Origin of the sequence: Moorena sp. SIO3I8, assembly GCF_010692325.1 — a bacterium.
Classification (GTDB): Bacteria; Cyanobacteriota; Cyanobacteriia; order Cyanobacteriales; family Coleofasciculaceae; genus Moorena.
Map to the genome: position 1 here is coordinate 41,848 of NZ_JAAHHW010000024.1, position 24,141 is coordinate 65,988.

A 24,141-nucleotide genomic window follows, 5' to 3' on the forward strand; every position below is an offset into this window, starting at 1 on the left:
TTAACACAATCCAGTAGCAATTCAAAGAGACGGTATGCATCTCAGTGAAATTACTCATCCAAATCAGTTGCACGGTCTATCGATTCGTCAACTAGAGGAAATTGCCCGTCAAATTCGCGAGAAACATCTCCAAACCATAGCTACTAGTGGTGGTCACTTAGGGCCAGGCTTGGGAGTGGTAGAATTAACCCTAGCTCTGTATCAAACACTTGACCTTGACTATGATAAGGTAGTCTGGGATGTGGGACACCAAGCTTATCCCCACAAAATGCTCACGGGGCGCTATAACCGATTCCATACCCTACGGCAGAAAGATGGTATTGCTGGTTATCTAAAGCGCTGCGAGAATAAGTTTGATCACTTTGGAGCAGGTCATGCGTCCACCAGTATTTCTTCTGCTTTGGGTATGGCCCTCGCCCGAGACCGCAGAGGGGAAAATTTCAAAGTTGCAGCAGTTATTGGTGATGGTGCTCTGACCGGTGGCATGGCCTTGGAAGCCATCAATCATGCAGGACATTTACCCCATACTAAACTGCTGGTGGTGCTCAATGACAATGAGATGTCCATCTCCCCCAATGTGGGGGCTATTCCTCGTTACCTCAACAAAGTGCGGCTTTCTGAGCCAATGCAGTTTATTACTGACAATTTGGAGGAACAGTTCAAACATCTCCCCTTTGTCGGTGAGTCTTTATCCCCAGACTTGCAACGGCTCAAGGAAGGGATGAAGCGTTTAGCTGTACCTAAGGTCGGAGCAGTATTTGAAGAACTTGGCTTTACTTACATCGGACCGGTGGATGGTCACAATCTAGAGGAGTTAATTTCCACCTTTACCAACGCCCACAAGCTAGATGGACCAGTGCTGGTGCATGTGGCAACTACGAAGGGCAAGGGGTATGCGATCGCAGAAGCGGACAAAGTGGGTTACCATGCCCAAAGTCCCTTCAACCTAGCTACGGGTAAAGCGCTTCCCGCTAAAAAACCCAAACCCCCCGGCTATTCCAAAGTGTTTGCCCACACCCTGGTCACACTAGCTCAGAATAATCCCAAAATCATTGGCATCACGGCAGCTATGGCTACTGGGACAGGGTTGAATAAATTGCAAGAAAAACTCCCTAACCAATACATTGATGTGGGGATTGCGGAACAACACGCGGTCACCCTAGCGGCTGGCCTAGCCTGTGAAGGAATGCGGCCAGTTGCAGCTATTTACTCCACCTTCTTACAACGGGCTTACGACCAAATCATTCACGACGTTTGTATCCAAAACCTACCGGTCTTTTTCTGCCTCGACCGTGCGGGAATTGTGGGTGCTGATGGCCCTACTCACCAAGGGATGTATGATATCGCCTATTTGCGATGCATTCCCAATATGGTAATTATGGCTCCCAAAGACGAAGCTGAACTGCAACGTATGGTAGTTACAGGAGTAAACCACACCGATGGTCCGATTGCCATGCGCTATCCTCGGGGTAGTGGTTATGGCGTTCCCCTGATGGAAGATGGTTGGGAAGCCCTACCCATTGGTAAAGCAGAACTCTTGCGTAATGGTGACGACCTGTTAATGCTAGGGTACGGCAGTATGGTTTACACCGCCATGCAAGCCGCTGAAATTCTTAGCGAGCATGGTATTGAAACAACGGTGATTAATGCTCGTTTTGTCAAGCCCCTAGATACAGAATTAATCTTCCCCTTGGCTCAGAAAATTGGTCGTGTAGTTACCCTAGAAGAAGGGTGCTTAATGGGTGGCTTTGGTTCAGCGGTGGCAGAAGCACTGATGGATAATGATATATTAGTTCCCCTCAAGCGCTTTGGTGTACCGGATCAATTAGTGGATCATGCCAAGCCCGATGAATCAAAAGCTGATTTGGGGCTAACTGGCTCTCAAATTGCTGAACAGATCAGGGAAGCATTCTTTAATAGACAGCCCTCTGGTGTTAGTTAATCTATGAATGTTAACAGTTGACAGTTAACGGTTAACGGTTAACGGAACCGTTAACCGTTAACAATATAGAAATTAACAATATACAGATTTTCGATGAATTCATCCACATACCAAGTGTATCCCGTTGTTTGGGAAAACGACCGAGTTATCCTTATTGACCAAAACAGCTTACCCAAAAAATATGCCATTGTAGAAATCAGTCGCTGTGAAGATATGGTTGAGGCGATTAAAACTATGATTGTTCGGGGAGCACCAGCTATTGGGGTAGCAGCGGCTTATGGCATTTACCTTGGCGCAAGAGAGATTAAAACTCAAGAACGTAAGGCTTTCCTTGAACAGCTTGAAGTTGTAGCGCAGCAGTTGCGGCAAACTCGTCCTACAGCCGTGAATTTGTTTTGGGCAATCATGCGGATGCTTAAAAATGCCTATGAAACGATCGGGACAGTAGAAGAGATTAAAGCTTCCTTACTTGAAACAGCTAAACAAATTCAGCTGGAGGATTTACAAACCTGTCAAGCCATAGGCGATCGCGGATTAGAGGTATTACCGAAAACCCCCGACAAACTGTGTCTTCTGACCCATTGTAATGCAGGAGCGTTGGCAACCGCTGGGTATGGTACTTCCTTGGGAGTGGTGCGTTCGGCGTGGCGGGATGGGCGATTAGCCAGATTATATGCTGGCGAAACCCGCCCCCGCTTGCAAGGTGCTAGGTTAACTACCTGGGAATGCGTCGAAGAAGGTATTCCGGTTACTTTAATTACTGATAGCATGGCCGCCCATTGTATGAAACAAGGGCTAATTGATGCGGTTGTAGTGGGAGCTGATCGCATTGCTGCCAATGGGGATACGGCTAACAAAATTGGTACCTATAGTTTAGCCCTGATTGCTCAAGCTCATCAAATACCGTTCTTTGTGGCTGCTCCAATCTCAACCATTGATTTTCAGCTATCTACTGGCCAAGAGATTCCCATTGAAGAACGTCACCCCTCAGAAATTTATCAGATTGGGGAGACAGTGATTTGTCCCCCTAAAGTGGAATTTTATAACCCAGCTTTTGATGTGACTCCGGCGGAGTTAATTACTGCCATTATTACTGAAAAAGGTGCAGTTGCCCCCAGTGAGCTGTCACAACTTAACATTAAGCAATCAGTGTGACATCTATCTTGGTTTTAGGGAGTAGGGAGTAGGGAGTAGGGAGTAGGGGTAACTAAAATGATCAATTAAAATAACATAAAATATCAAATAGCTAAGAGGAAATCGTGAACGGAAAACTGTCCACCCAACGCTTAATTGTGTGTGGCTTAAGTGTAGCTATCCCGTTATTATACGCAGAGGTAGCCACCGCCGCCGCTGATCTAACCAATACTAGTTTCACTAACTGGAAAGAAATTCGCTATGAAAGCTTTCTGCCAAGGGTTGAAACACCAGAATTGTCTCCTCTCGAAGAAGTCAATCACTATCTGCGGCAAGAGGAAGATTTCTTTAATAATACCCCTCGTTTAGTGATTAAACTAAGTGAGCGTCGTGTTTATGTTTATCGAGGAGATAAACTCGAAGCCAGTTATCCAGTTGCCATCGGTCAGCCTGGTTGGGAAACCCCTACAGGCAATTTCCAAGTGACACAGATGGTTCAAAATCCAGTTTGGAAGCATCCTATAACTGGTGAAATCGTTGCTCCAGGACCAGAAAACCCTCTTGGTCCAAGGTGGATGGCATTTTGGAGTGATGGAACAAACTACATCGGCTTCCATGGTACCAATGCTGAGGAACTGGTGGGAGAAGCAGTGTCTCACGGTTGCATCCGGATGCGTAATGATGATGTCAAAGCTTTGTATAACAGAGTGGCTTTGGGAACTTCTGTAATGGTACAGGAATAGTTATTTTTGACAACTCCCCCGGCGCGAGTAATCCTCGTGCTGGGGATTGAGGCAGGTTCCTCAGGGCTTGTGACAGTTACTGAAAATGTCCACTAATCTAACACTATCTCCAAGCATCTGTTAGATTTAAGTCATGGTACTTATACCAATCCGTAAGGCGGTCGAACTTACGGGACTATCAAGGAACACGTTAAGGAAGTACGCGGACAATGGAACCCTCAAATGCGAAAGGACTCCAGGAGGAACTAGATTATTTCAAACATAAGATATCATCAGGTTCGGAGCTCGACGTTCAAAACCTGATCAACTTCGTGAACGGAATAGTAAAACGATCTGCTACTGCCGAGTCAGTACCAGCAAGCAAAGAGACGACCTCGACAGACTTCTCGCCTACCTCCACTCCCTTTTTCCCGACGCCGAAATCATCTTTGACATCGGCTCAGGTCTCAACTACTATTGAAAAGGGCTTAAAACCATACTGGAGCGAATTGTCCTCGGAGATAAGCTCACGATTGTTGTTGCCTGTAGAGACAGACTTACCCGATTTGGGTTTGAACTCATTGAGTACTTGGTTAGAAGTTACCGTAAGAGTAGTGCAGCCTTTATAGTTGGTAAATTATGCAGCATAGGGTAAAGGTTTTGTAGTAAGGCTGCACTACTCTAAGGTTTCATCTCCGGTCAGTCTCAACGGTGGAAAAATCCTGGTTCTCAGCCAACCTGAAAGTTGTCCAGAATCCGAACTTACCGCAGATATTCTCTGAATCATTCATGTCTTCTCTTGCCGGGTTCACGGACTCCGAAAGTACGGCAAGAAAATCAAAGAAGATTCGACTGTTCCTAAATCCTGACCAGCGTACGCTTATTCGTAAATGGTTCGGAGTATCCCGTTATGTGTTCAACAAGACCGTTAAAATCCTGCAAGCAGGCGTTGTAAAAGCCAATTGGAAAGCAATCAAGACCGGAATACTAAATGACCTTCCCGAGTGGTGCAAGGAAGTGCCTTATCAAATTAAATCGATAGCGATAAAGGACGCTTGCACCGCTGTCAGGGAGGCAAAGAAAAAATACAAAAAGACGTCGCAAATTAATCGGGTAAGGTTTAGATCCAGGAAAAACCCCATTCAATCTTGTTATATTCCCAAGTCAGCAGTTTCTGCTGTGGGAATTTATCACACAAAACTAGGAAAACTATCCTACTCCGAAAGTCTTCCTGACGATATTTGCGACTGCCGACTAACCAGCAACAATGGAAATTACTATCTAGTAGTCCCCCACAAAGTAACTAAAAAGAAAACCGAAAACCAAGGTAGAGTAGTTGCTTTAGACCCTGGCGTTAGGACTTTTGTCACATTCTTTAGTGAAACATCCGTAGGTAAAATTGGACACAGAGACTTTTCTCGTATTCAGCGATTGTGTCAACATTTGGATAATCTATTATCCAAGATTAGCAAGGCTAAACGTGGGCAAAAACGCCGAAGGAGAAAAGCTGCCAGACGAATGGTCATCAAGATTCAGAACCTGATCAATGAGCTTCATCACAAGACAGCTAGATTTTTAGTTGATAATTTTGATGTGATTTTACTTCCCACTTTTGAGACAGCTCAAATGTCTAAAAAAGGAAGTAGGAAAATTAGATCTAAGACTGTTCGCAATCTGCTTAATTTTGCTCACTATCGTTTTCAAGAGTTCTTGAAGCATAAAGCTTGTGAAACCGGTAAAACAGTAGTGGATGTTTGCGAAGCCTATACCAGTAAAACTGTTAGTTGGACAGGAGAGTTGGTCAATATCGGCGGAAGCAAAACAATTAAATCAAAAATTGATGGGCTCGTCATGGATAGAGACATCAACGGCGCTCGTGGTATATTTCTGCGTTCGCGCAGCGTGGCCTACGGCCATGCCCTGGGAGATACCCCCTGGCTGAGAAATCAGCTTGCATTAGTGAGCCAGGATTGACCTTTGGTAGATTTTGGTAGCTAAAAAGTATCGGAACCTGAGACTCAGCAACCTACCCCTGATAACGCGATCGCACTGCCGATAGAAACTTATATGATTTCCGGATAATTACCCTTAATAAAATCTCCCCCATCTCCATCTCCCCATCTCCCCATCTCCCCACCCTCCCCAAACTTTTATTATGGGTATTCAACCGGACTTGATATTAGTATTAGGGTAGGGTTGGCAAACGATGGTGATTCAAGCTTGTTGGTATATATCCCTGGCATTTGCTCACCGTACTTGAGGGGTTAAATACGCTACAATTCAAGCAAACTGGGTGTTTAGATTCCCTATGCTTGACACATTCTCGACTCAACTCTATCAACTCCAACAATTCGCTAATAACCTGGTTGACAGCCAACTGACTCACCTGAGCCTAGTCAGCATAGCCATCATCTTTGCTGCTGGGTTGCTGACTAGCCTAACCCCCTGTATGCTATCAATGCTACCGATCACGATGGGCTACATCGGTGGTTATGAAAATCAAGGACGGCTGCAAGCTGCTACCCAATCGGTATGGTTTGCCTTAGGCTTAGCCACAACCTTAGCTGCATTAGGAATTATCGCAGCATCTATCGGGCGAGTCTATGGTCAAATCGGTGTTGGCTTACCGATTATTGTCAGCGTAATCGCCATTATTATGGGGTTGAATTTACTAGAAGCACTACCGCTACAGTTTCCAAGTTGGGGTGGTATGGATTGGATTTCCCAGGAATGGCCGAAAGGGTTACGCTCTTATCTCATTGGTTTGACCTTCGGTTTAGTCGCTTCTCCTTGCAGTACACCGGTATTAGCAACGTTACTGGCTTGGGTTGTCTCAACTAAAGATTTAGTGTTAGGTGGTGCCTTGCTGTTGTCTTACACAGCTGGTTATGTGGCACCCTTGATCTTGGCAGGTACGTTTACTGCTTCAATTAAACGATTATTAGAATTGCGACAGTGGTCGGCTTGGATTACACCAGTAAGTGGTGCGCTATTGGTGGGATTTGGTGTGTTTTCGTTGTTGTCTCGGATTCCAGTGGGAATTTTTTGAGTGAGTACTGAGTGCTGAGTGCGTCGTACTATCAAGAAAGCAAGTAATTAACTAGACTTAATATGACTAGAGAAAACTCATCAGATAACTCATCAGAAAATTCATCAGATAACTTATCAGAAAACTCATCATTGATGAGTGGCAGTCGGTTGTGGCGTCGGTTAGTATCAGTGCTGGCTAACTTACGGTTAGCGATTATCTTGCTGCTTGCGATCGCATTATTTAGCATCAGCGGTACAGTGATTGAACAGGGGGAATCTCTGGCGTTTTACCAAGCCAATTATCCTGAAGACCCAGCTTTGTTTGGTTTCCTCAGCTGGAAGGTGTTGTTGCTCCTAGGGTTAGATCATGTCTACCGGACTTGGTGGTTTTTGTCCTTATTAGTGTTATTCGGTAGTAGTCTGACCGCTTGTACCTTCACTCGTCAATTTCCGGCTTTAAAAGCAGCCCGGAATTGGAAGTTTTATAAAGAACCCCGCCAGTTTGGGAAACTTGCCTTGAGTGTAGAGTTGGACAAGGGCTCTTTTACTTCCCTGACTGAGTTGTTAGAGAAGCGGCGTTACAAGGTATTCCAAGAGGGGGATACTATCTACGCCCGTAAAGGAATTATCGGACGGATTGGTCCAATTGTAGTACATGCCAGTATGTTGATTATCCTGGGAGGGTCAATTTGGGGGTCAATGACAGGGTTTACCGCTCAGGAAATGGTTACCAGTGGCAATACATTCCAAGTTAGAAACATTATTGATGCCGGTCCGTTTGCTTGGCCCCAAATCCCCAAAGATTTGTCAGTGCGGGTGAATCGCTTCTGGATAGATTACACTCCGTCGGGGGATATTGATCAATTTTACTCCAATCTGTCAGTTTTGGATAGTCAAGGTGAAGACATTGACCAAGAAACTATTTATGTGAATAAGCCTCTCAGATATCGAGGTGTCACCTTTTACCAAACCGATTGGGGGATTGCTGGGGTTCAGGTGCAGTTGAATAATAGTCCAATTTTCCAGCTTCCGATGGCACAACTTCCCACTAATGGTGAGGGGCGGATTTGGGGCACTTGGGTTCCCACAAAACCTGATTTAAGTGAAGGGGTATCCCTTTTAGCTAGGGATTTGCAGGGAACCCTGTTTGTTTATGATGGAACCGGTAATCTCGTTTCAACTGTTCGTTCTGGTATGGGGATTAAGGTCAATGGCGTGATACTGAAAATTAAAGATGTCATCGGCAGCACTGGCTTACAAATTAAAGCTGACCCCGGTATTCCCTTTGTTTACAGTGGCTTTGGTTTACTGATGTTAGGGGTACTGATGAGTTATGTCTCCCACTCTCAGATTTGGGCATTACAAAAAGGCGATCGCTTTTATATTGGTGGGAAAACCAATCGTGCTTTGGTCACCTTTGAACGGGAATTGATTGAGATTTTAGAGCAGGTCGGTGAATCATCCCAGACCGTAGAACCTTTACTCGCAAAATCTGCTTAGTAGACTTCGCGGCAGTTGTCGGGAACAGGGGAGCCAGTGCGGCCAAGATGTGCTACTTGTTCAATAGATAGTTGTTCAATTCTGCAGTTAGACCCTCAACTTGAGGGGCTTTCATAATAGTGTAATGGTCTCCAGTAATAGTGTGAGTTTGGATATCACCTAGAACTAGAGAACCCCAGCCATGGGTTGGGTCTTCAATTACTGCTGGGGAAGTTTGACTAGCATTTATAAGGAGAAGTGAACCTGGATAAGCTTTTGGTTGATAATGAGAGTTTGCCATCATATTTGCTTGAAAAACTTCCCATAAAGAACGCATTTGCTCTATTTCTATGTCTGATGGGAATATCCCTTGCTGTTTGCCTTGCTCAAATAGATGCTTGACTTGCATCGGATGTTCAAGTTGTCTAAGTGTTTCATGGGATATATCTAACTCTTGACCATAGAGACCTCCCAAATCTTGAGCCAATTGATTTACTATCATGGCTTGATCTATTTCTGAAGGTTTCCGCATTACAGTGGGTGCATAACTGTCTATTAAAGTTAGAAGAGCCACTGGAGTATTTTTAGCCTGTAATTGTTGTGCCATCTCATAAGCAATTACACCTCCCATAGACCAGCCAATGAGGTGTAATGGTCCTTGGGGTTGAATTGGTTTTATTGCCTCAATATAATGGGATGCCATCTCCTCAACAGAAGTTAAGGGTTGCTGTTGTCCATCTAAACCAAGAGATTGTAAACCATATACTGGATAATCTTGAGCTAAATGACGAGCTAACTCTGCATAACACAGGACATTACCACCAACCGGGTGAATACAGAATAATGGAGGTTGGTTTCCACTGGTTTTAATGCCCACTAAGATGGGATTTTGTGTATTTACTGAAGAACCCAGAAGGCTGGCTAGTTGTTCAATGGTGGGACTTTGGAAAAGGGTTGCTAAAGGTAAATTGATTTGGAATTGTTGTTGAATTTTTGACATCAGACGGACAGCTAGAAGGGAATGACCGCCCAGTTCAAAGAAGTTATCTTGTACTCCGACAGAGGTGAGATTCAAAACTTCTGACCAGATTTGAGTCAGTTGAAGTTCTATGGTTGTACGTGGTGCGACGTATTCCTCAACTCTGCTGAAAACCCCATCAGGTGCGGGTAGTGATTTGCGGTCTACTTTGCCGTTTGGTGTCAACGGTAGAGTCTCCAAAATCACTAAGGCACTGGGCACCATGTATTCTGGTAATTTCGTTTTGAGGAAGCTAGATAATTGTGAAACCAGATGGCGATTCGATTCTTGCTTTAAGGGATTGTTGGCATAAGCACTCCAGGCTTTGATTGGAACAGTTGCTTCCAAGTTTGGAATTACCCTTTGGGAGTCACAGGCCGATTCATTACGTATAAAGATGGCATCATAGCAACCATTGCCGCCAGTACCAGACCAAGTAATATGTACCGAATAAGGTAATTCATCCTTCAAATTCCATAAATTGTCCGGCTCTACCCCTATGTGTTTTTTCTCCTGCAAAATCTTACGCAATTGACCTACAGTTTCGAGTTTCCTGAAGTCATCAAGCTCTTGAACAAGTGTGACTTCTTCTTGCAAACGAGCATTAGGGATGTGCTTAATACCAACCACCTCTGGCTTCTTATCTAGTAAAATTCGTTTGATAGCTGATAAGTTTAAACCCTCTTGATCATAGTCAAGCCATTCGGGGGTGACTGTGGCACATACTTCCTGGCCAACATGAAGAATTACATCGTAACGGAACTTAGTTAGCTCATTCTGATAATCCCCAGGTTTCAACTGGATTTGAACTTGTTTTATTTCTGGGATATATTCCCTTAAAGCTAGAAAGAAGGCTGGGTCGATCACCAATTCTTCTTCTTGCTTAACAGCTGTTTTTACCTGCTGCCTCAATTTGTCTATGGTTAATGAATCTGAGGCGCGATCAAACTTAGTTGCGGTATGAAACGTTTCTAATAATGGCAAGCTGCGAACATCACCGACAAATAGGAAACCTCCTTTCGTTAAACTATTTACTGCACCTTTCAAAACTTCTATCAGGTAATCGATGCTTGGAAAATACTGCACAACTGAGTTAAGGATAACAGCATCGAATCGGCCTTTTTCAATGCCTGTAAAATCATCAGCCAGTTTTTGGCTTAGGCTTACATGTGAATAGCTATCTTCCAACGGCTGGATTTGCTGCTGAACATAATCTAAAGCTACCTTACTAAAATCGGTACCATGGTAACTCAAACAATGAGGAGCAATCTGGAACAGCAACATGCCTGTGCCACAACCGATCTCCAACACATGTTTGGGTTGCCAAAAGATAATTTTTTCAACAGTGGAATCTACCCATTGACGCATTTGCTCCTTAGGGATTTGGTTACCTGTATAGCTGCTTTTCCAACCTAGAGTGTTGTAACTGGTTTGTTGAATTTCTACTGCGTCACTGTAGATATTATTATATATTCCTTGCCATTGCTCAATCTGTGATGATTGTAATCGATTTTCGACAATGGATTGATTGTTTTGCTCACAAACTACATAAGCAACTAAGCGTTTGTTACCAGGAATATCTTCTCGGGCAATGACTGCAGCTTGTTGGATGTGGGGGTGGGTGGACAGGACTGCTTCGATTTCTCCGAGTTCAATACGGAAGCCTCGAATTTTGACTTGGTTATCGATCCGACCGAGAAATTCAATGTTACCGTCTGGTAGGTATCTCGCCAGGTCTCCTGTTTTGTAGAGTCGTTCTGTTTTGGAACTACAGAAGGGGTTGGTAATGAATTTTTCTTTCGTTAGTTCTGGGCGATTGAGGTATCCTCGGGCTAGTCCATTACCTCCTATGTATAATTCTCCAGGTACTCCTATGGGTACTGGTTGGAGATGGCCATCTAGGATGTAGATTTGAGTATTATTAATGGCTTTTCCAATAGGAACCAAATAACCACTAAAATTATGATCTAATTGAGCTAATGTAGACCAAATAGTTGCTTCTGTCGGACCATATAAATTCCATAAATGTTGGCTATTTTTAAGTAATTCACCTGCAACCGTTTTATCTAATGCTTCTCCACCACATAGAATTTTTAATTGTTTGTTTCCTTTCCATCCTGCAGTTAACAATAATCTCCAAGTTGCCGGATTGGCTTGCATTGTAGTTACTTGGTAGTTGTCTAGACTTTGTGCTAAAAGCATTCCATCTGTGGCAATTTCTCGGCTTATAACAACTAAGCGTGCACCGGTAATTAAGGGAAGATATAATTCTAATCCAGCAATATCAAAAGATAAGGTAGTAACTGATAGAAAAATATCCGTTGATTCTAATCCTGGTTTTTGCTGCATTGATTCAATAAAGTTCACCAATGCTTTGTGGTTAATTTGTACACCCTTTGGTTTACCAGTAGAACCAGAAGTATAAATCACATAAGCCAAATTATCCGAGTCAACCCCAACTTCAAGATTATCTTGACTATATTCCTCAATTGCTCCCCATTCACTATCCAAATAAACCATCTGTGTGTTATGTGAGGGCAAAGATTCTACTAGAGACTGTTGAGTCAACAATACTTCCACACCTGAATCTTCTAACATATAACTCAGTCGTTCTGAGGGATAATTAGGATCCAGGGGTACATAAGCACCACCAGCCTTGAGTATCCCCAACAGTCCTACCACCATCTGTACAGAACGTTCAACACAAATACCTACCAGTACCTCTGGTCCTACTCCCATTGAAAGTAGGTGATGTGCTAGTTGGTTAGCCCTTTGATTTAATTGACGGTAGGTCAACTGTTCTTGCTCAAACACCACAGCTATAGCATCGGGTGTTTTTTCTACCTGCTCTTCAACTAACTGATGAATACATTTTTCTTTTGAGTATTCCGTTGCAGTATCATTCCACTCCACCAACAGTTGATGACGTTCCCCTTCACTCAACAAAGGTAACTCTCCCACAGAAAGTTGGGGATTGTCCACAATTGCTGACAACAAGTTCTGGAAATGAGTTGCCATGCGAGCAATGGTAGACCCATCAAACAAGTCCGTGTTGTACTCCCATGTCCCCACCAATCCCATCTCTGTTTCCATCATTGACAGGGTCAAATCAAACTTAGACGTAGTACTCTGTTGATTTAACTCACTCAAACTCACACCTGGTAAGTCTAATGTCCCCATCGGTGCATTCTGCAGCGCAAACATCGCCTGGAACAGGGGAGAATGACTTAATGACCGTTGGGGTTGCAATGCTTCGACTACCTGTTCAAACGGTACATCCTGATGTTCATAAGCTTTGAGTGTGGTGTCCCTGACTTGTGTAAGCAACTGAGAAAAACTGGGATTATCGTCAAAATGGGTTCTCAATACCAGGGTATTGACAAAGAAGCCAATTAGTGGATCTATGTCACGGCGATTGCGATTGGCTATAGGTGTACCAATTAAAATATCTTCTTGACCGCTGTAACGATATAGTAAAGTCCCAAACGCCGCTAACAGAGTCATAAATAAGGTAGTACCACTATCTCGAGACAGGGTTTGCAACTTCTGGGTTAATTCAGTATTTAAACTAAAACTTTCAGTCCGACCCTGATAAGTTGGCGCAGTTGGGCGAGGGTAGTCAGTAGCTAACTGTAATAATTTGGGAGCACCCTCTAATTCCTGTTTCCAGTAATTAAGTTGGGTTTCTAGTATTTCTCCACTTAACCATTGTCTTTGCCAAAGGGCAAAGTCAGCATATTGAATCGGTAATTCCGGTAACGGGGATGGCGCTCCTACACAAAAAGCTTGATATAAACTTGATAGTTCTTCGATTAATATTCCGATTGACCAACCATCCGATACAATGTGGTGCATGGTCAGCACTAACACATACTCGGTGGTGTCTAATTGCCATAATTTACACCGGATTAATGGTGCTACCTCTAAGTCAAAGGGAGTTGTTGCTTCACGTTGTACTTCTTGCTTTAAGATAGTCTCCCGTTCTGGTTCTGGGTATTGTTGTAGGTCTACTACATTGATGTTGATGGTGCTGTCGGGGTGAATTACCTGTGTTGGTGTGCCATTGAGAGTGGGGAAACTTGTCCGTAATACTTCGTGACGAAAAACTATTTCTGATAAGGCTTGTTCTAGGGCTAACACATTTAGGTTACCGGTGATTTGTAAAGCACCGTGCTCAATATAAGGAGCTTTTGAACCTTCAAGTTTATCAATAAACCACAGTCGTTCTTGACTAAAAGATAGGGGTAATTTTTGGTCTCTAGGAATAGCTTTAATTGGTGGGTAATTAGTATTATAACCTTGACCATTTTGTTGCAAAAAAACTATAATTTCTGCTTGACGTTCAGCTATTTGTTGGCGTAGCGCAGGGGTTATAGTTCCTTTATTAACACGACAAAGGAGTTTTTCACCGTTGGTTGAGATATTAATCCCCTGGTTGTGAAGCCAAGATATAAATTCAACTATATTTACCTGGTTGTTATTCATAATTAAATCTCTATTATTTCTTCATCTATTGCCAGATTATCTGGAACTTGTAATACTCTATGATCTACCTCTAGATACTCAGTTACATTCTTAAAGCCCATAAAAGCGCTAATCAACTCTAATCCAGAAGGGTATAACAGTAAAACTCGTTCTCCTTGCCATTGCTGGAGATGAGATGCGATCGCGAAGCGGTTCCAAAGGAACATCGCTGTTGCTTGTCTATCTAATTCCCCATAGGTAAGACTCCCTGATTCGGTTTCTCCGTTTTGCAGAAAGATATAGGCTTGCTGATTAGGCATAGCTTGCGCTCTTTCGCCTAATAAATCAACTAAACTCAAGAATTTCGACTCCCCATTGGGGAAATAATTTACACAACTCGCCACTCTGCTACTCCCAAAACAAGCAGTTCAAAAAAGTCAGATACCAATAATTCTTTAATCAAGTTGTCAGTCCACAGTCAAGCCAAAGAACTAGTTGAATTCCTTAACTTACTCACGGCTCTTAACTAGCCTGAGTTTGTGCTCGAGCCAGGTGCTTATTAGGTCAGGGTATTCCCACCTTACTAAGCGCGATAAGTGAGTGATTGTGCTTTGAAAGTGAGAGCCTCGATCAGGGTTATATAGTAAGACCACACGATCAGGCAAGTTAATCGACCAATAATGCTTTCAGCGATCAGGCGGTTGGGTGGCAAATCCCTAGTTTTCGTGTTCTGCGATCGCCCTGATTGCCAAGTTGTGGTAAAACCATAGTTATTATACTATATATCTCTGGGACTTTTGTAAATTTTTGAAACAAAAATTTACAAAAGTCCGCCCATTTTTCCGATATTTCTAGGGCTCTTCCGGACTTAACTATGCCGTCATGTTAGTTAAAACAACGAAGGATTGGTAAGACTGGGAGGAGTATCTGATGATACTAGAAAAACTCCATTCCTCAGGTAACTATGATGGGGTTAAATACCAGGTAGTTTTTCGATTAGTTGATGCCGCCGATTATGGCATTTTTTAATCCTGGTAACGGATGTTAATTGTTGGGATCAGAGAAGATTTAACTTTCCCTAAGTCTTTCCAAAAAAAAACATTTTATCGATAGCTTGTCGATTGGATTAAATTAAAAGCAAAAGAAAATAGCCGTAGAAATAATATTCACAGGTCGCGCCTTTCGGCAAAGCCGACGCGGGGCGCGTTCGAGTCGCACCTGAGGTACACAGAATTTTTTCCCTGTTCCCGTCTTGATGCAAAGCGCGAGTGGGGGAAACCACCGCAGTCGCTCATGGGGTGGCCTCCTTTGACCGCGCTGCCTCCCCTGTTCCGAAGCTGCATCACTATTCCCTATTTCCTGTTACCTGCTCCGAAGTCCCTGCTCCCTAAAAATACTAATCAAAGCTTTATCGCGTAAAGGATAAAGCAACTAACTTGAAGTTATACCGTTTATAGTTAGGGTTTGCTGAAAAAGTCTTTTGGTAAGGGTAGGAGCTTCGAGTCAGGAGCTTCGAGTCATCGGAAGAATTGTCCCTTGATTTTTCTGCCAGCTTTTCGGTCCAAAATGCTGACTTTTTGAGCTTTTTGGACCGAAAAGCTGGCACTTTTTTCGACCCAAAAAGGCGAAAACCTTTATCTGTCAATGCTTTGAGAGTTAATCAGCAAGCCCTCGTTAGTATTTTGTATAAAAAAAAATTATCACATATATAAAAATTTTTAAAGTGTTATGGAACTGACTTGAAGTTACACCGTTTATAGTTAGTATTTTTGTAAGCATTCAGCTATCAGCTATCAGCTATCAGCTATCAGCTGATAGCTGCTTTTGAATACAACAGGTTTAATCTGAATTAAATTCTTCCGTTCGCGTAGCGTGGCCATAGGCCTGCATAGGTTTATTTTAAGCACCCCAAGTAGCGTGGCCAAAAGCCAATGGCTGACCACTGACGGCTGACCGCTGACGGCTGACGGCTGACGGCTGAATGCTTACGTATTTTTGATAATTTTGTTTATCATATAGATAATAAATTGTCAAGTGTTATGGAAATAAATTTTGTTTTGGTTAAGCTTAACAATTTTTTTAAATTTTAAATCCAGATCATTTCCTTATCCTGTGATAGGATTCTCTGGGTGCAGAAAATTACGGTAAGCGCAAGAAAAATCAACCCAAAATATGATCCAGATCAATAGCAAGGATTAGGCTCATATTAAGCAGTGAATTGTAGTACTCTTGTAATTATTTTCAAGAGTAATGATAAGACGGCATATTGATTGATTATTGCCCTTACCCTGTGCAGAAAAGGTAAAACAAAAAAAGTGAGCTCATGACCGACATTAACCAAGGAGCGTCAAAAATGGCTGAAGAATGGGATGGCAATAGTATAGAAATGCCCTTTAACCAAGGGGTCAACAAAATCCCAGTATTAGATAAAGAAAAACTAGATTTACCAACTACAATCGACAGCCAGGCTCTTCGCGAAATTGATCGGGAATACCTTTGTTGGGGGGATACGGTTCACTATCAAGAGCGACCAATCATCGTAACTGGTTGTAAGGGGGGATTGGTTTTCGACGATGAGGGCAAATCCTATATCGATACCGGAATGTGGCACTCAAGTTGTAACTTCGGCTATCGAAATCCAGAGATTGAATCAGAGGTTACTAAACAACTCCATACATTACCTCAAGCCAATGGCGACTTTCTACATCGTGAAAAATTATTAATCGCGAAACAAGTAGTAGATGCGATGTATGAAAGAACCGGTGTCAAAGGCCGAGTCTCTTTCAATGTTGGCGGCGCACTTGTGGTGGAAGATGCCCTAAAGATTATTCGTAAGAACACCCGCAAGAATAAAGTAGCTGTGATGATGGGTGGTTATCATGGTCGCTCTCTTGGTACTCTCAACCTTTCGAGTAGTCATCGGTATCGACAGTATTTTAATGAGTTCTCAGAACGGGCAGTTATGTTGCCGTTTGCTAACTGCGCTCAGTGTTTCTATGAAAAGGAACGAGAAACCTGTGACTTATACTGCGAGCGCATGATTCGCAAGGCATTCTCCAACGAATTTTATGGCATCGCAAGTGAAACTAGTTCAGAAGTGGGTGCCATAGTTGTAGAACCTTGTCAAGGACGAGGCTACACCATCCCACCCAGGGATTTCTTTAAAGGGTTTATCAGTGAGTTACGACAAAAGCACGGACTTCTTGTATTTGATGACGAAATTCAAGTTGGGATGTACCGTACTGGTAAATTATTTGCCTTCGAACATTTTGGGTTTGTGCCAGATATTATTACTTTGAGCAAATCCTTCACCAATGGTTTGAGTCCAGTTAGCTTAGTCTGGGCGCGAGAAGACCTAGTAGCACCAGACTTTTTCACTCCTGGACACGCCCACAGCAATTTTGCTAACCATCCTCTCGGAACTGCTGCTGCTTTAGCAACATGGCGTTATATGCTGGCACAAGACTACGAAAGATCAGTACCAGCAAAAGGTTTGTACTTTTTGACCAAACTAAAAGAACTCCAAGCCCGTCATTCCTGTGTCTATAGCGTAGATGGACTGGGACTTATACTGAACATGGTTTTTGCTGATGAAAAAGGTACACCTTACAAAGGGTCTGCCAAACTAGCAGCAAGCATTGCTCAGGATAATGATTTTATTTGGAAAGACCAGAGTTGGCGCATGATTCTCCAAACCGGAGGATACGACCTGAACGTTTTGAAATTTGCTCCTTATCTTGATATCAGCTACGAAGAAATTGATTGCACTATTGGTGTTTTAGATCAAGTCCTACAAAAGCTTGATATCCTATTATGTCCAACCGCTGAAACCGCAGGAGCTATTTGATGAGAGCAGCAGTTTTATCCAAAGCCAATCAAGTAGAAATTCGCGAGTTTCCTGAGCCTAGCAAAACTCAAGATAATGAAGTAATTGCTAAGGTGGAATTTGTGGGAGTCTGTAAAACAGACCAGCAACTAACCGCAGCAGGCTTAGATAAAGATTGTATTCTTGGTCATGAAGTAGTCTGTAGCCTGCCTAATCAAAAAGGTCATTTTGCCCTCAATAATGAGATTTCCTGTGGAAAATGTAGTTATTGTTTAGAGGGATTAACTAGTCACTGCATCAATCTCCAAGAACTTGGAGTAAATGAACATGGAGGGTATGCTGAGCAAATTTGTGCTCCTATAAATTCCCTACATCCTTTTGAATTCTCCAATCCATCTTTAGGGGTGCTGATTGAGCCTTTAAGTTGTGCAGTAAGGGGAGTAAAACGGATTTTAGCTGGTGTTAATCTATTAGCTACTTCACACCCTAAAGTTCTGGTGATTGGGGGGGGGATTTCAGGTACTCTAATTACCTACCTCCTAAATCATTCCCCCAACTTCAAGGGAGAGATTAAAGTCTATGATATCACCAAAGAGCCGCTCCCTTGGCTAAACAGATTGGGAATTGAACGGATCCAAGTTCCAGAACCAAACCAGGCACACGTGGTGGTGGAATGTTCCGGTTCACCAGGCGGTCTGGCTACAGCACTAGATCTTGTTCGTAAAGGCGGTTTAGTCTGTATCTATGGTGTTCCTAAACCAGAGATTTCTTTACCGATTTCTCCCCATGAGTTATTTATGCGAGAGATTGCGGTAATAACATCTTTTGCTGGTGCTACAGACGAAACCATTGCTGCTGCGATCGCATCCATCAAGGGCGACGAGGCATTCTTTGAACAACTGTTGGGTCGGTTTATCCCTCTTGAGAAGCTTCCTATAGAATTGACTAATTGGAGTCCACAGCCTGGAACCCGAACTGTTGTAGATCTCGACGCTTGAGGAAGATTCTGATGCAGGATGTAGCTGTGATCTTTGATATGGATGGTTTACTAATTGATAGTGAGCCGTTTTGGTCGAAGGTAGAAATCGAAGTCTTCAATGACCTTGGCATTCCCATGAACGAGAGTATGTCTTCTCAAACAATGGGTTTGCGAAACGATGAGGTGGTCAAGTATTGGTATGCTCGATTTCCTTGGACTGGTATGAGCCAAGCTGAGGTATGTCGAAGAATGATCGCTCGGATGAGTGAGCTATTGATGACCATGGGACAACCGATGCCAGGTGCAATTGAAGCCGTAAAGTTGTGTCGGGAATTAAACTTACCCCTAGCCCTAGCCACTTCATCTCCCATCGGTCTAATTGATACAGTACTCAAACGGCTCGATTTAAAGGATGCCTTTGATGTGATTACATCAGCAGAAGCGGAGGAATTTGGTAAACCCCATCCAGCAGTATATCTCACCGCTAGCCGTCGTCTGGGTATAGAACCAACAAAGTGTGTTGCCTTAGAGGATTCGGTTCGTGGCGTGATTAGTGCCAAAGCTGCCAGCATGGCATGTATTGCAGTTCCACCACCAGAAAATCTAGAGGATGAACGGTTTGCGATCGCAGATGTCACCCTTAAATCACTAGAACAAATCACGGAGCCTTGGCTGAAAACGTTTTTAGCTGACCGGTAAAAGAAGTTAGTTGCGTAGGGTGCGTTAGGGGGGTTCTAATTTTCTCGGTAGCCAGAGTTAGGTTGCTGCCCCTAACGCACCACAGTTGCGTAGGGTGTGTTACGGGAGCACTAATTTTCTCGGTAGCCAGAGTTAGGTTGCTGCCCCTAACGCACCACAGGGTCAAACAGCTTTAATGAGATCCACCCACATTGACACTCCCCGCCGAAGGAAGAACGGGGATTCTTGGATCTACGACTCGTCTTGCTAAACCAGGCCGGAACCAGGAAAAGTAGAGGACAAATCTCCCCAAGCGTGATTGATCATAGATCTAGGTTTCGGTGTGCCCCACCGTACCTTTTTTATTTTTATTTTGGGACAGATACTTTTTTATCTAAGTTTTTCATAGACGTTGTAGTCGTTAGACCAAATTACGCAATACGTATCTCATACATATTTTTTACGTTGTCTACTTATGATTAGATAGTACCTATCTGACATGCAAGTTTATTGCTTATGCTTTTATTCTATCACATCGGCTGGAAAAGCCGTCCGTTGTTCGCGTTCGCCTTTGGCGTGGCCATAGGCCAAGTTACCGTAAGACAGGGTCGCCTTGATGGTTGGCAGGCTATGCATATAAGGGTTAAAACTTTCTTTGCCGATTTTGGCGACCCTGTCTAAGGTTTCTATCCAGCGAAGGACGGGGCTAATGACCCAAACTTTTTGGTAAACAACATTGGAGCAAGATATTATGACAACCATGCAGGCTGCGGTCTGGTATGGTCCAGGACGTGAGAACTTTCGCTTAGAAAAAATAGACCGACCTGAACCTAGCCCAGGGGAAGTTTTGATACAAGTTCAGAAGTGTTTCTTTTGTGCGATGCACGCACGGGCAGTATTAGTGGGACACGCCAAACATAATCCTCCAGTCATTTTTGGTAGGATGCTGGCGGGAGATGTTGTTGCTGTAGGGGAGGGTGTTACTAAAGTCAAACCAGGGATGCGCGTTACCGTCAACCCAGAAAAACCCTGTGGAGAGTGTTTTTACTGTCAGCGAGGAGCATTAGGCCATTGCCTCAACCCAACTAAGTTACAACCCGGTGGCATGGCTGAGTTTGTATGCGTTCCGGCTTCCCTGGCTAGCGGAATCGTTGAGCTGCCCTCATCAATTCCCTACGAGTTTGCTGCCTTTACAGAAACACTAGCCTGTATCCTTCAGGGTATTGACTTATCTAATATTGGTTTGTCCGATTGTGTGGTAGTTATTGGTGATGGCGGTGTCGGACTGAGCTTCCTTCAGCTAGCGCGCTTGAGAGGTGCTACCAAAATTATTCTAGCTGGCAAACATGATGATTCTCTGGAACAGGCATCAACTTTGGGTGCTGATTGTACCGTTAATGTTACCCGAGAGTCTCTCAAAGACATAGTGATGGCCCAAACCGACGGTTATGGTGCTGATGTGGTTATTGAAGCCGTTGGCTCTGGGGAAACCTATGAAGAGGCATTAACCCTGCTCAGGTGTGGCGGTACCGCAGTTGGGTTTGGTGGAACACCCCCGGGAACTGAGTTTCGGGGCAATCCTAATTTAATTCATTATCGTTCCCTCAAGATTTATGGTAGCTATCGATATACTCCAGAGCATTTTCGTCAGGGCATAGAACTAATTTGCACAAAGAAGATTGATCTAGAACCGATTATTACCAATACTGTTCCCTTCTCAAAATTAACAACAGAAGCAGTTGATATCCACAATCAACCGGATTGCCGAGCCTTAGTGATTGATTTTGCAGAGGTTGATTAAGGTAAGCTATCAGCTATCAGCTATCAGCTTAAGCGCTACGCGCACGCTACTTGAGGTGCTATCAGCTTAAGCGCTACGCGCACGCTACTTGAGGTGCTATCAGCTATCAGCTATCAGCGTCGAAGTCTTTAGCACGAGTCATGGATTTTGCCCAGACTTTCAATTATCATTAGTCTGGAACTATTCAATTATATCGTTCTATCTTTATTTTAAGCTGACGGCTGAATGCTTACTTATTAAAGTATAATTAACTTAAAACATTGATAGCGTTTTTTGATTTGTAATTTTGAATTACTTATGATATTAGCAGGTGACTTAGGCGGAACAAATTGCCGATTAGCAGTATTTGACGAGAACCTCTCTATAGTCCAAAAAAGCACTTATAAGTGTAAAGACTATCATAGTTTTGAAGATCTGGTTGGGGCTTTCGTTAAAAGCTGTGAGCATCCCATTAAAATTGCTTGTTTCGGCTTACCTGGTCCAATCCAGGAAGGTGTGTGTAAATTGACTAATTTACCCTGGGATAAAGTAGAAGCCGCTAAATTAGTTTCAGTTACCGGTGTTCCGGTTAGCTTGCTCAACGATGTAGAAGCCAATGCTTATGGCATAGAAACCCTAAAGGATGATGACTTAGTTACTCTTAATGTCGGCACTAAAATACCAGGGGGCAATCGAGCAGTAGTATCACCTGGTACTGGCTTGGGAGAAGCAGCAACCATTGAGGTGGAAGGTCGAGTTCATGCGATCGCATCTGAAGGTGGGAGTACTGACTTTGGTCCTTTAGATGAGCTTCAAGTGGGACTGATGCGTTATGTTCAGCAAGAATACAAACGGGTTAGCTACGAGATTCTTCTAGGAGGTCCTGGCTTGGTTCGTATGTATAATTATTTGCGGGATAGCGGTCATGGCAACACCCCTGAATGGTTAGCAGAAGAAATGAGCAAAGGAGAGCCAGCCGCAGCAATTAGTAATGCAGCTCTGGCCAATAAATGTCCCCTTTGTGTGCAAGCTTTAGAGATGTTTGTCTCAATTTTGGCATCTGAAGCCGGAAATGCTGCTCTTAAGTTTTTCGCAACTGGGGGTGTTTATCTTGGTGGAGGGATTCCCCCTCGCATTCTGGATAAGCTGCATGAACCTCTGTTTATGGAACATTTTATTAATAAGGATAAGATGGTTGATTTGCTGAAGTCTATTCCTATCTATGTGATTCTTAATGACCAGGCCGCTTTGCAGGGTGCTGCTTGGTATGCTCATAGAAGTCTATCTTCAACATAACTAATCTTTATTTATTAGTATGTAAGTATGTTATAGCAGTTTTCACTGGATTGAGAACTGCTATACCAATTACCAATTACCGACTAATATCATGTCAGGATATAGCAATTATCATAGCTATGAGGTACAAAGTTCTGGGTTTTTAGGGAACAGGGAACAGGGAATAGGGAATAGGGAATAGGGAATAGGGAATAGGGAATAGGGAATAGGGAATAGGGAATAGCGAACAGCAATGCGCTGCATCAATACAGGGAATCAACCTAAAAGAAGACTGTACCTCATAACTGCGATAAACGCTATAATTACCCTTAATAAAAATCTCCCCCATCTCCCCATCTCCCCACCTCCCCATCTCCCCATCTCCCCACCTCCCCATCTCCCCATCTCCCCATCTCCCCATCTCCCCTTAATTATGGGTATTCAACCAGACTTGATATAACTAGTTGTAGCATCCATAACGGAAAATGGTCTTAGGTGTTTTGTTCCTTAATAGTTGGCTTATCAGCACCTTTGCCAGTTTTTGCTAGATAAATCCCCTCCATAATCACAGCAAAACCTAGTAAGTTAAGAATACTTAAGCTTTCTGAAAATAGAATCCAGGCCAGAATAGCAGCAACTACTGGATCGAGAAGCAGGACTAAGGAAACAAAGCCTGAAGAAAAGTGCTTGAGGCTGTATACTACTAAACCATGTCCCACAGCTTCGCAGACAACAGCTAGGGAAATCACTGCTAACCATCCTGACCAAGATATCGGGAAAATTTGATCGCTGAATATCAGAACCACTGGGATCATAAACAGTGTTCCCAAAGCACAGCGCCAAATCAGTATTCCTTCTACAGAAAACTTGGTTCGCAGTTGTTCTAATAGTAAAAAGTTTACTGCATAAAATACAGAAGATGCTAAGGCCGCAGTATCACCGATAAAATTATTGGACGATTTTAGAAAATCCTCTATTTGTAGAGTAGTTGCCCCTAACAAGGCAAGTGCCAGACCAATGAGGAATCTACGGTCAAAACGCTGCTTAAATAATAACCATCCTCCTAGAGTAGCGAAAAATGGTGTTAAAGCTCCTAGTACATTGCCATTAGCAACGCTAGTCTTAGTTAAGGACCAAGTCCATAGAAATCGACCACCCAGATGAGATATCGCTACGCCTACCAAAAGTAGGATATCGACAATTTTATAACCTGACTGTGGTTCAGAGTTCTGGTTCGATGTTTGAGTGCGTACTTGGTTTATTCCATTCCACAAACCAAAGACTAGAGTAGCTATCCAAAGACGATTGAATACTGTGGCATTAGCACTTATTTCTTGAAGAGAAAACCTGATTAATATGGCTGTTATAGATAAAGCAAGTAAGGCAATTACCAATAATATTATTGGTAGTAATTCTGATGTTTGCTCTCTATTGTCTTCTGTTACTATCGCTTTCATGGTTTGGTGTTCGCTCCTGACTCAAAATACCGTAATTTTTAAGTATTTAGCTATCCTATGACAGCTAATATAAGGCAATCATTGGGTTGAACAACCTAGGATAGTATAGACGACGTGATATATAACGTCTATACAGTTTTTTTATCGTGGTTGATTCTGATGTTACTTGGTTCTTTTTGGTCTGTTATCTTACACTCATCATGAATAGCTGATTAGCTGATAGCTTAGTCTAGTTTAGCTAAGCTATAACCTACTATTCTGCTCCAAATAAATAATAGTCTAATCATAAAGTATCCTGCTCACCAAATCAAATGGAATCAGTATCAAATTTTTATATCACGTCTGGAGGATTAGTGA

The 24,141-nt window shown here is 43.1% G+C and carries 19 protein-coding genes; 14 read left to right on the plus strand and 5 right to left on the minus strand.

Translation table 11 applies throughout. The features are described from left to right. Positions 1 to 34: 34 nt before the first annotated feature. The 8 genes from dxs (at position 35) to F6K51_RS12175 (ending at position 8,328) form a co-directional block, all read left to right on the plus strand. A complete protein-coding gene (gene dxs / locus F6K51_RS12140; protein ID WP_293020622.1) occupies positions 35 to 1,942 on the plus strand; it encodes a 1-deoxy-D-xylulose-5-phosphate synthase in 1,908 nt (635 codons plus the stop codon). A gap of 93 nt (positions 1,943 to 2,035) precedes the next feature. Then, positions 2,036 to 3,097: an S-methyl-5-thioribose-1-phosphate isomerase gene (gene mtnA, locus F6K51_RS12145; RefSeq protein ID WP_293020624.1), complete on the plus strand. Its 1,062-nt coding sequence runs from the start codon at positions 2,036 to 2,038 to the stop codon at positions 3,095 to 3,097. A gap of 104 nt (positions 3,098 to 3,201) precedes the next feature. Continuing rightward, positions 3,202 to 3,819, plus strand: a complete 618-nt coding sequence (locus tag F6K51_RS12150) for a L,D-transpeptidase (RefSeq protein WP_293020626.1) — start codon at positions 3,202 to 3,204, stop codon at positions 3,817 to 3,819. A gap of 133 nt (positions 3,820 to 3,952) precedes the next feature. Then, entirely contained in the window at positions 3,953 to 4,084 is a 132-nt protein-coding gene (locus tag F6K51_RS12155) for a MerR family DNA-binding transcriptional regulator (RefSeq protein ID WP_293020628.1), read from the plus strand. Next, entirely contained in the window at positions 4,029 to 4,427 is a 399-nt protein-coding gene (locus F6K51_RS12160) for a hypothetical protein (protein WP_293020699.1), read from the plus strand. The genes F6K51_RS12155 and F6K51_RS12160 overlap by 56 nt, the downstream gene beginning before the upstream one ends. 82 nt (positions 4,428 to 4,509) lie before the next feature. After that, positions 4,510 to 5,772, plus strand: coding sequence for a transposase (locus F6K51_RS12165; protein WP_293020630.1), 1,263 nt, complete (start codon positions 4,510 to 4,512; stop codon positions 5,770 to 5,772). A gap of 334 nt (positions 5,773 to 6,106) precedes the next feature. After that, positions 6,107 to 6,847, plus strand: coding sequence for a cytochrome c biogenesis protein CcdA (locus F6K51_RS12170; RefSeq protein WP_293020632.1), 741 nt, complete (start codon positions 6,107 to 6,109; stop codon positions 6,845 to 6,847). A gap of 62 nt (positions 6,848 to 6,909) precedes the next feature. Then, on the plus strand, positions 6,910 to 8,328 hold the full coding sequence (locus tag F6K51_RS12175) for a cytochrome c biogenesis protein (RefSeq protein ID WP_293020633.1): 1,419 nt from the start codon (positions 6,910 to 6,912) through the stop codon (positions 8,326 to 8,328). 52 nt (positions 8,329 to 8,380) lie between these two features. Here F6K51_RS12175 and F6K51_RS12180 read toward each other — a convergent pair whose 3' ends face one another. Beyond that, positions 8,381 to 13,810 (minus strand): non-ribosomal peptide synthetase, encoded by a 5,430-nt coding sequence (locus tag F6K51_RS12180; protein ID WP_293020634.1) that lies wholly within the window; start codon positions 13,808 to 13,810, stop codon positions 8,381 to 8,383. A 2-nt stretch (positions 13,811 to 13,812) separates the two neighbouring features. After that, positions 13,813 to 14,193 carry a hypothetical protein gene (locus F6K51_RS12185; protein ID WP_293020635.1) on the minus strand — a complete coding sequence of 127 codons (381 nt, stop codon included), beginning with the start codon at positions 14,191 to 14,193 and terminating at the stop codon, positions 13,813 to 13,815. A gap of 864 nt (positions 14,194 to 15,057) precedes the next feature. Between F6K51_RS12185 and F6K51_RS12190 the strand changes: the two genes are divergently transcribed. Further along, positions 15,058 to 15,180, plus strand: a complete 123-nt coding sequence (locus F6K51_RS12190) for a hypothetical protein (RefSeq protein ID WP_293020637.1) — start codon at positions 15,058 to 15,060, stop codon at positions 15,178 to 15,180. Between the two features lie 508 nt (positions 15,181 to 15,688). On the opposite strand, the gene F6K51_RS12195 is transcribed toward F6K51_RS12190, so the two are convergent. Then, positions 15,689 to 15,823, minus strand: coding sequence for a hypothetical protein (locus tag F6K51_RS12195; RefSeq protein ID WP_293020648.1), 135 nt, complete (start codon positions 15,821 to 15,823; stop codon positions 15,689 to 15,691). Between the two features lie 289 nt (positions 15,824 to 16,112). On the opposite strand from F6K51_RS12195, the gene F6K51_RS12200 reads away from it, so the two are divergent. The 5 genes from F6K51_RS12200 to glk all read left to right on the plus strand — a co-directional run bounded on the left by F6K51_RS12200 (position 16,113) and on the right by glk (position 22,348). Then, the gene (locus tag F6K51_RS12200; protein WP_293020650.1) at positions 16,113 to 17,636 is read left to right on the plus strand and encodes an aspartate aminotransferase family protein; all 1,524 of its coding nucleotides are present in this window, start codon (positions 16,113 to 16,115) and stop codon (positions 17,634 to 17,636) included. Next, a complete protein-coding gene (locus F6K51_RS12205) occupies positions 17,636 to 18,613 on the plus strand; it encodes an alcohol dehydrogenase catalytic domain-containing protein (protein ID WP_293020652.1) in 978 nt (325 codons plus the stop codon). The genes F6K51_RS12200 and F6K51_RS12205 overlap by 1 nt, the downstream gene beginning before the upstream one ends. Positions 18,614 to 18,624: 11 nt before the next feature. Next, on the plus strand, positions 18,625 to 19,293 hold the full coding sequence (gene hxpB, locus F6K51_RS12210) for a hexitol phosphatase HxpB (RefSeq protein ID WP_293020654.1): 669 nt from the start codon (positions 18,625 to 18,627) through the stop codon (positions 19,291 to 19,293). 730 nt (positions 19,294 to 20,023) lie between these two features. Beyond that, positions 20,024 to 21,073: a zinc-binding dehydrogenase gene (locus F6K51_RS12215; protein WP_293020656.1), complete on the plus strand. Its 1,050-nt coding sequence runs from the start codon at positions 20,024 to 20,026 to the stop codon at positions 21,071 to 21,073. A 297-nt stretch (positions 21,074 to 21,370) separates the two neighbouring features. Beyond that, positions 21,371 to 22,348, plus strand: a complete 978-nt coding sequence (gene glk / locus F6K51_RS12220; protein WP_293020657.1) for a glucokinase — start codon at positions 21,371 to 21,373, stop codon at positions 22,346 to 22,348. A 142-nt stretch (positions 22,349 to 22,490) separates the two neighbouring features. On the opposite strand, the gene F6K51_RS12225 is transcribed toward glk, so the two are convergent. Both F6K51_RS12225 and F6K51_RS12230 read right to left on the minus strand, forming a co-directional pair. Continuing rightward, complete coding sequence (locus tag F6K51_RS12225) at positions 22,491 to 22,748, minus strand: hypothetical protein (RefSeq protein ID WP_293020658.1); 258 nt, start codon at positions 22,746 to 22,748, stop codon at positions 22,491 to 22,493. Positions 22,749 to 22,818: 70 nt separating this feature from the next. Further along, positions 22,819 to 23,784, minus strand: a complete 966-nt coding sequence (locus tag F6K51_RS12230) for a DMT family transporter (protein WP_293020660.1) — start codon at positions 23,782 to 23,784, stop codon at positions 22,819 to 22,821. Between the last annotated feature and the right edge of the window lie 357 nt (positions 23,785 to 24,141).

Bases quoted from the DNA above. Each gene is read 5' to 3' on its own strand.
- F6K51_RS12230 (WP_293020660.1), bottom strand. From the start codon at position 23,784: ATGAAAGCGATAGTAACAGAAGACAATAGAGAGCAAACATCAGAATTA.
- F6K51_RS12175 (WP_293020633.1), top strand. From the start codon at position 6,910: ATGACTAGAGAAAACTCATCAGATAACTCATCAGAAAATTCATCAGAT.
- glk (WP_293020657.1), top strand. From the start codon at position 21,371: ATGATATTAGCAGGTGACTTAGGCGGAACAAATTGCCGATTAGCAGTA.
- F6K51_RS12215 (WP_293020656.1), top strand. From the start codon at position 20,024: ATGACAACCATGCAGGCTGCGGTCTGGTATGGTCCAGGACGTGAGAAC.
- F6K51_RS12225 (WP_293020658.1), bottom strand. From the start codon at position 22,748: ATGGGGAGATGGGGAGATGGGGAGATGGGGAGGTGGGGAGATGGGGAG.
- hxpB (WP_293020654.1), top strand. From the start codon at position 18,625: ATGCAGGATGTAGCTGTGATCTTTGATATGGATGGTTTACTAATTGAT.
- dxs (WP_293020622.1), top strand. From the start codon at position 35: ATGCATCTCAGTGAAATTACTCATCCAAATCAGTTGCACGGTCTATCG.
- F6K51_RS12160 (WP_293020699.1), top strand. From the start codon at position 4,029: ATGGAACCCTCAAATGCGAAAGGACTCCAGGAGGAACTAGATTATTTC.
- F6K51_RS12200 (WP_293020650.1), top strand. From the start codon at position 16,113: ATGACCGACATTAACCAAGGAGCGTCAAAAATGGCTGAAGAATGGGAT.
- F6K51_RS12205 (WP_293020652.1), top strand. From the start codon at position 17,636: ATGAGAGCAGCAGTTTTATCCAAAGCCAATCAAGTAGAAATTCGCGAG.
- F6K51_RS12155 (WP_293020628.1), top strand. From the start codon at position 3,953: ATGGTACTTATACCAATCCGTAAGGCGGTCGAACTTACGGGACTATCA.
- F6K51_RS12180 (WP_293020634.1), bottom strand. From the start codon at position 13,810: ATGAATAACAACCAGGTAAATATAGTTGAATTTATATCTTGGCTTCAC.
- mtnA (WP_293020624.1), top strand. From the start codon at position 2,036: ATGAATTCATCCACATACCAAGTGTATCCCGTTGTTTGGGAAAACGAC.
- F6K51_RS12170 (WP_293020632.1), top strand. From the start codon at position 6,107: ATGCTTGACACATTCTCGACTCAACTCTATCAACTCCAACAATTCGCT.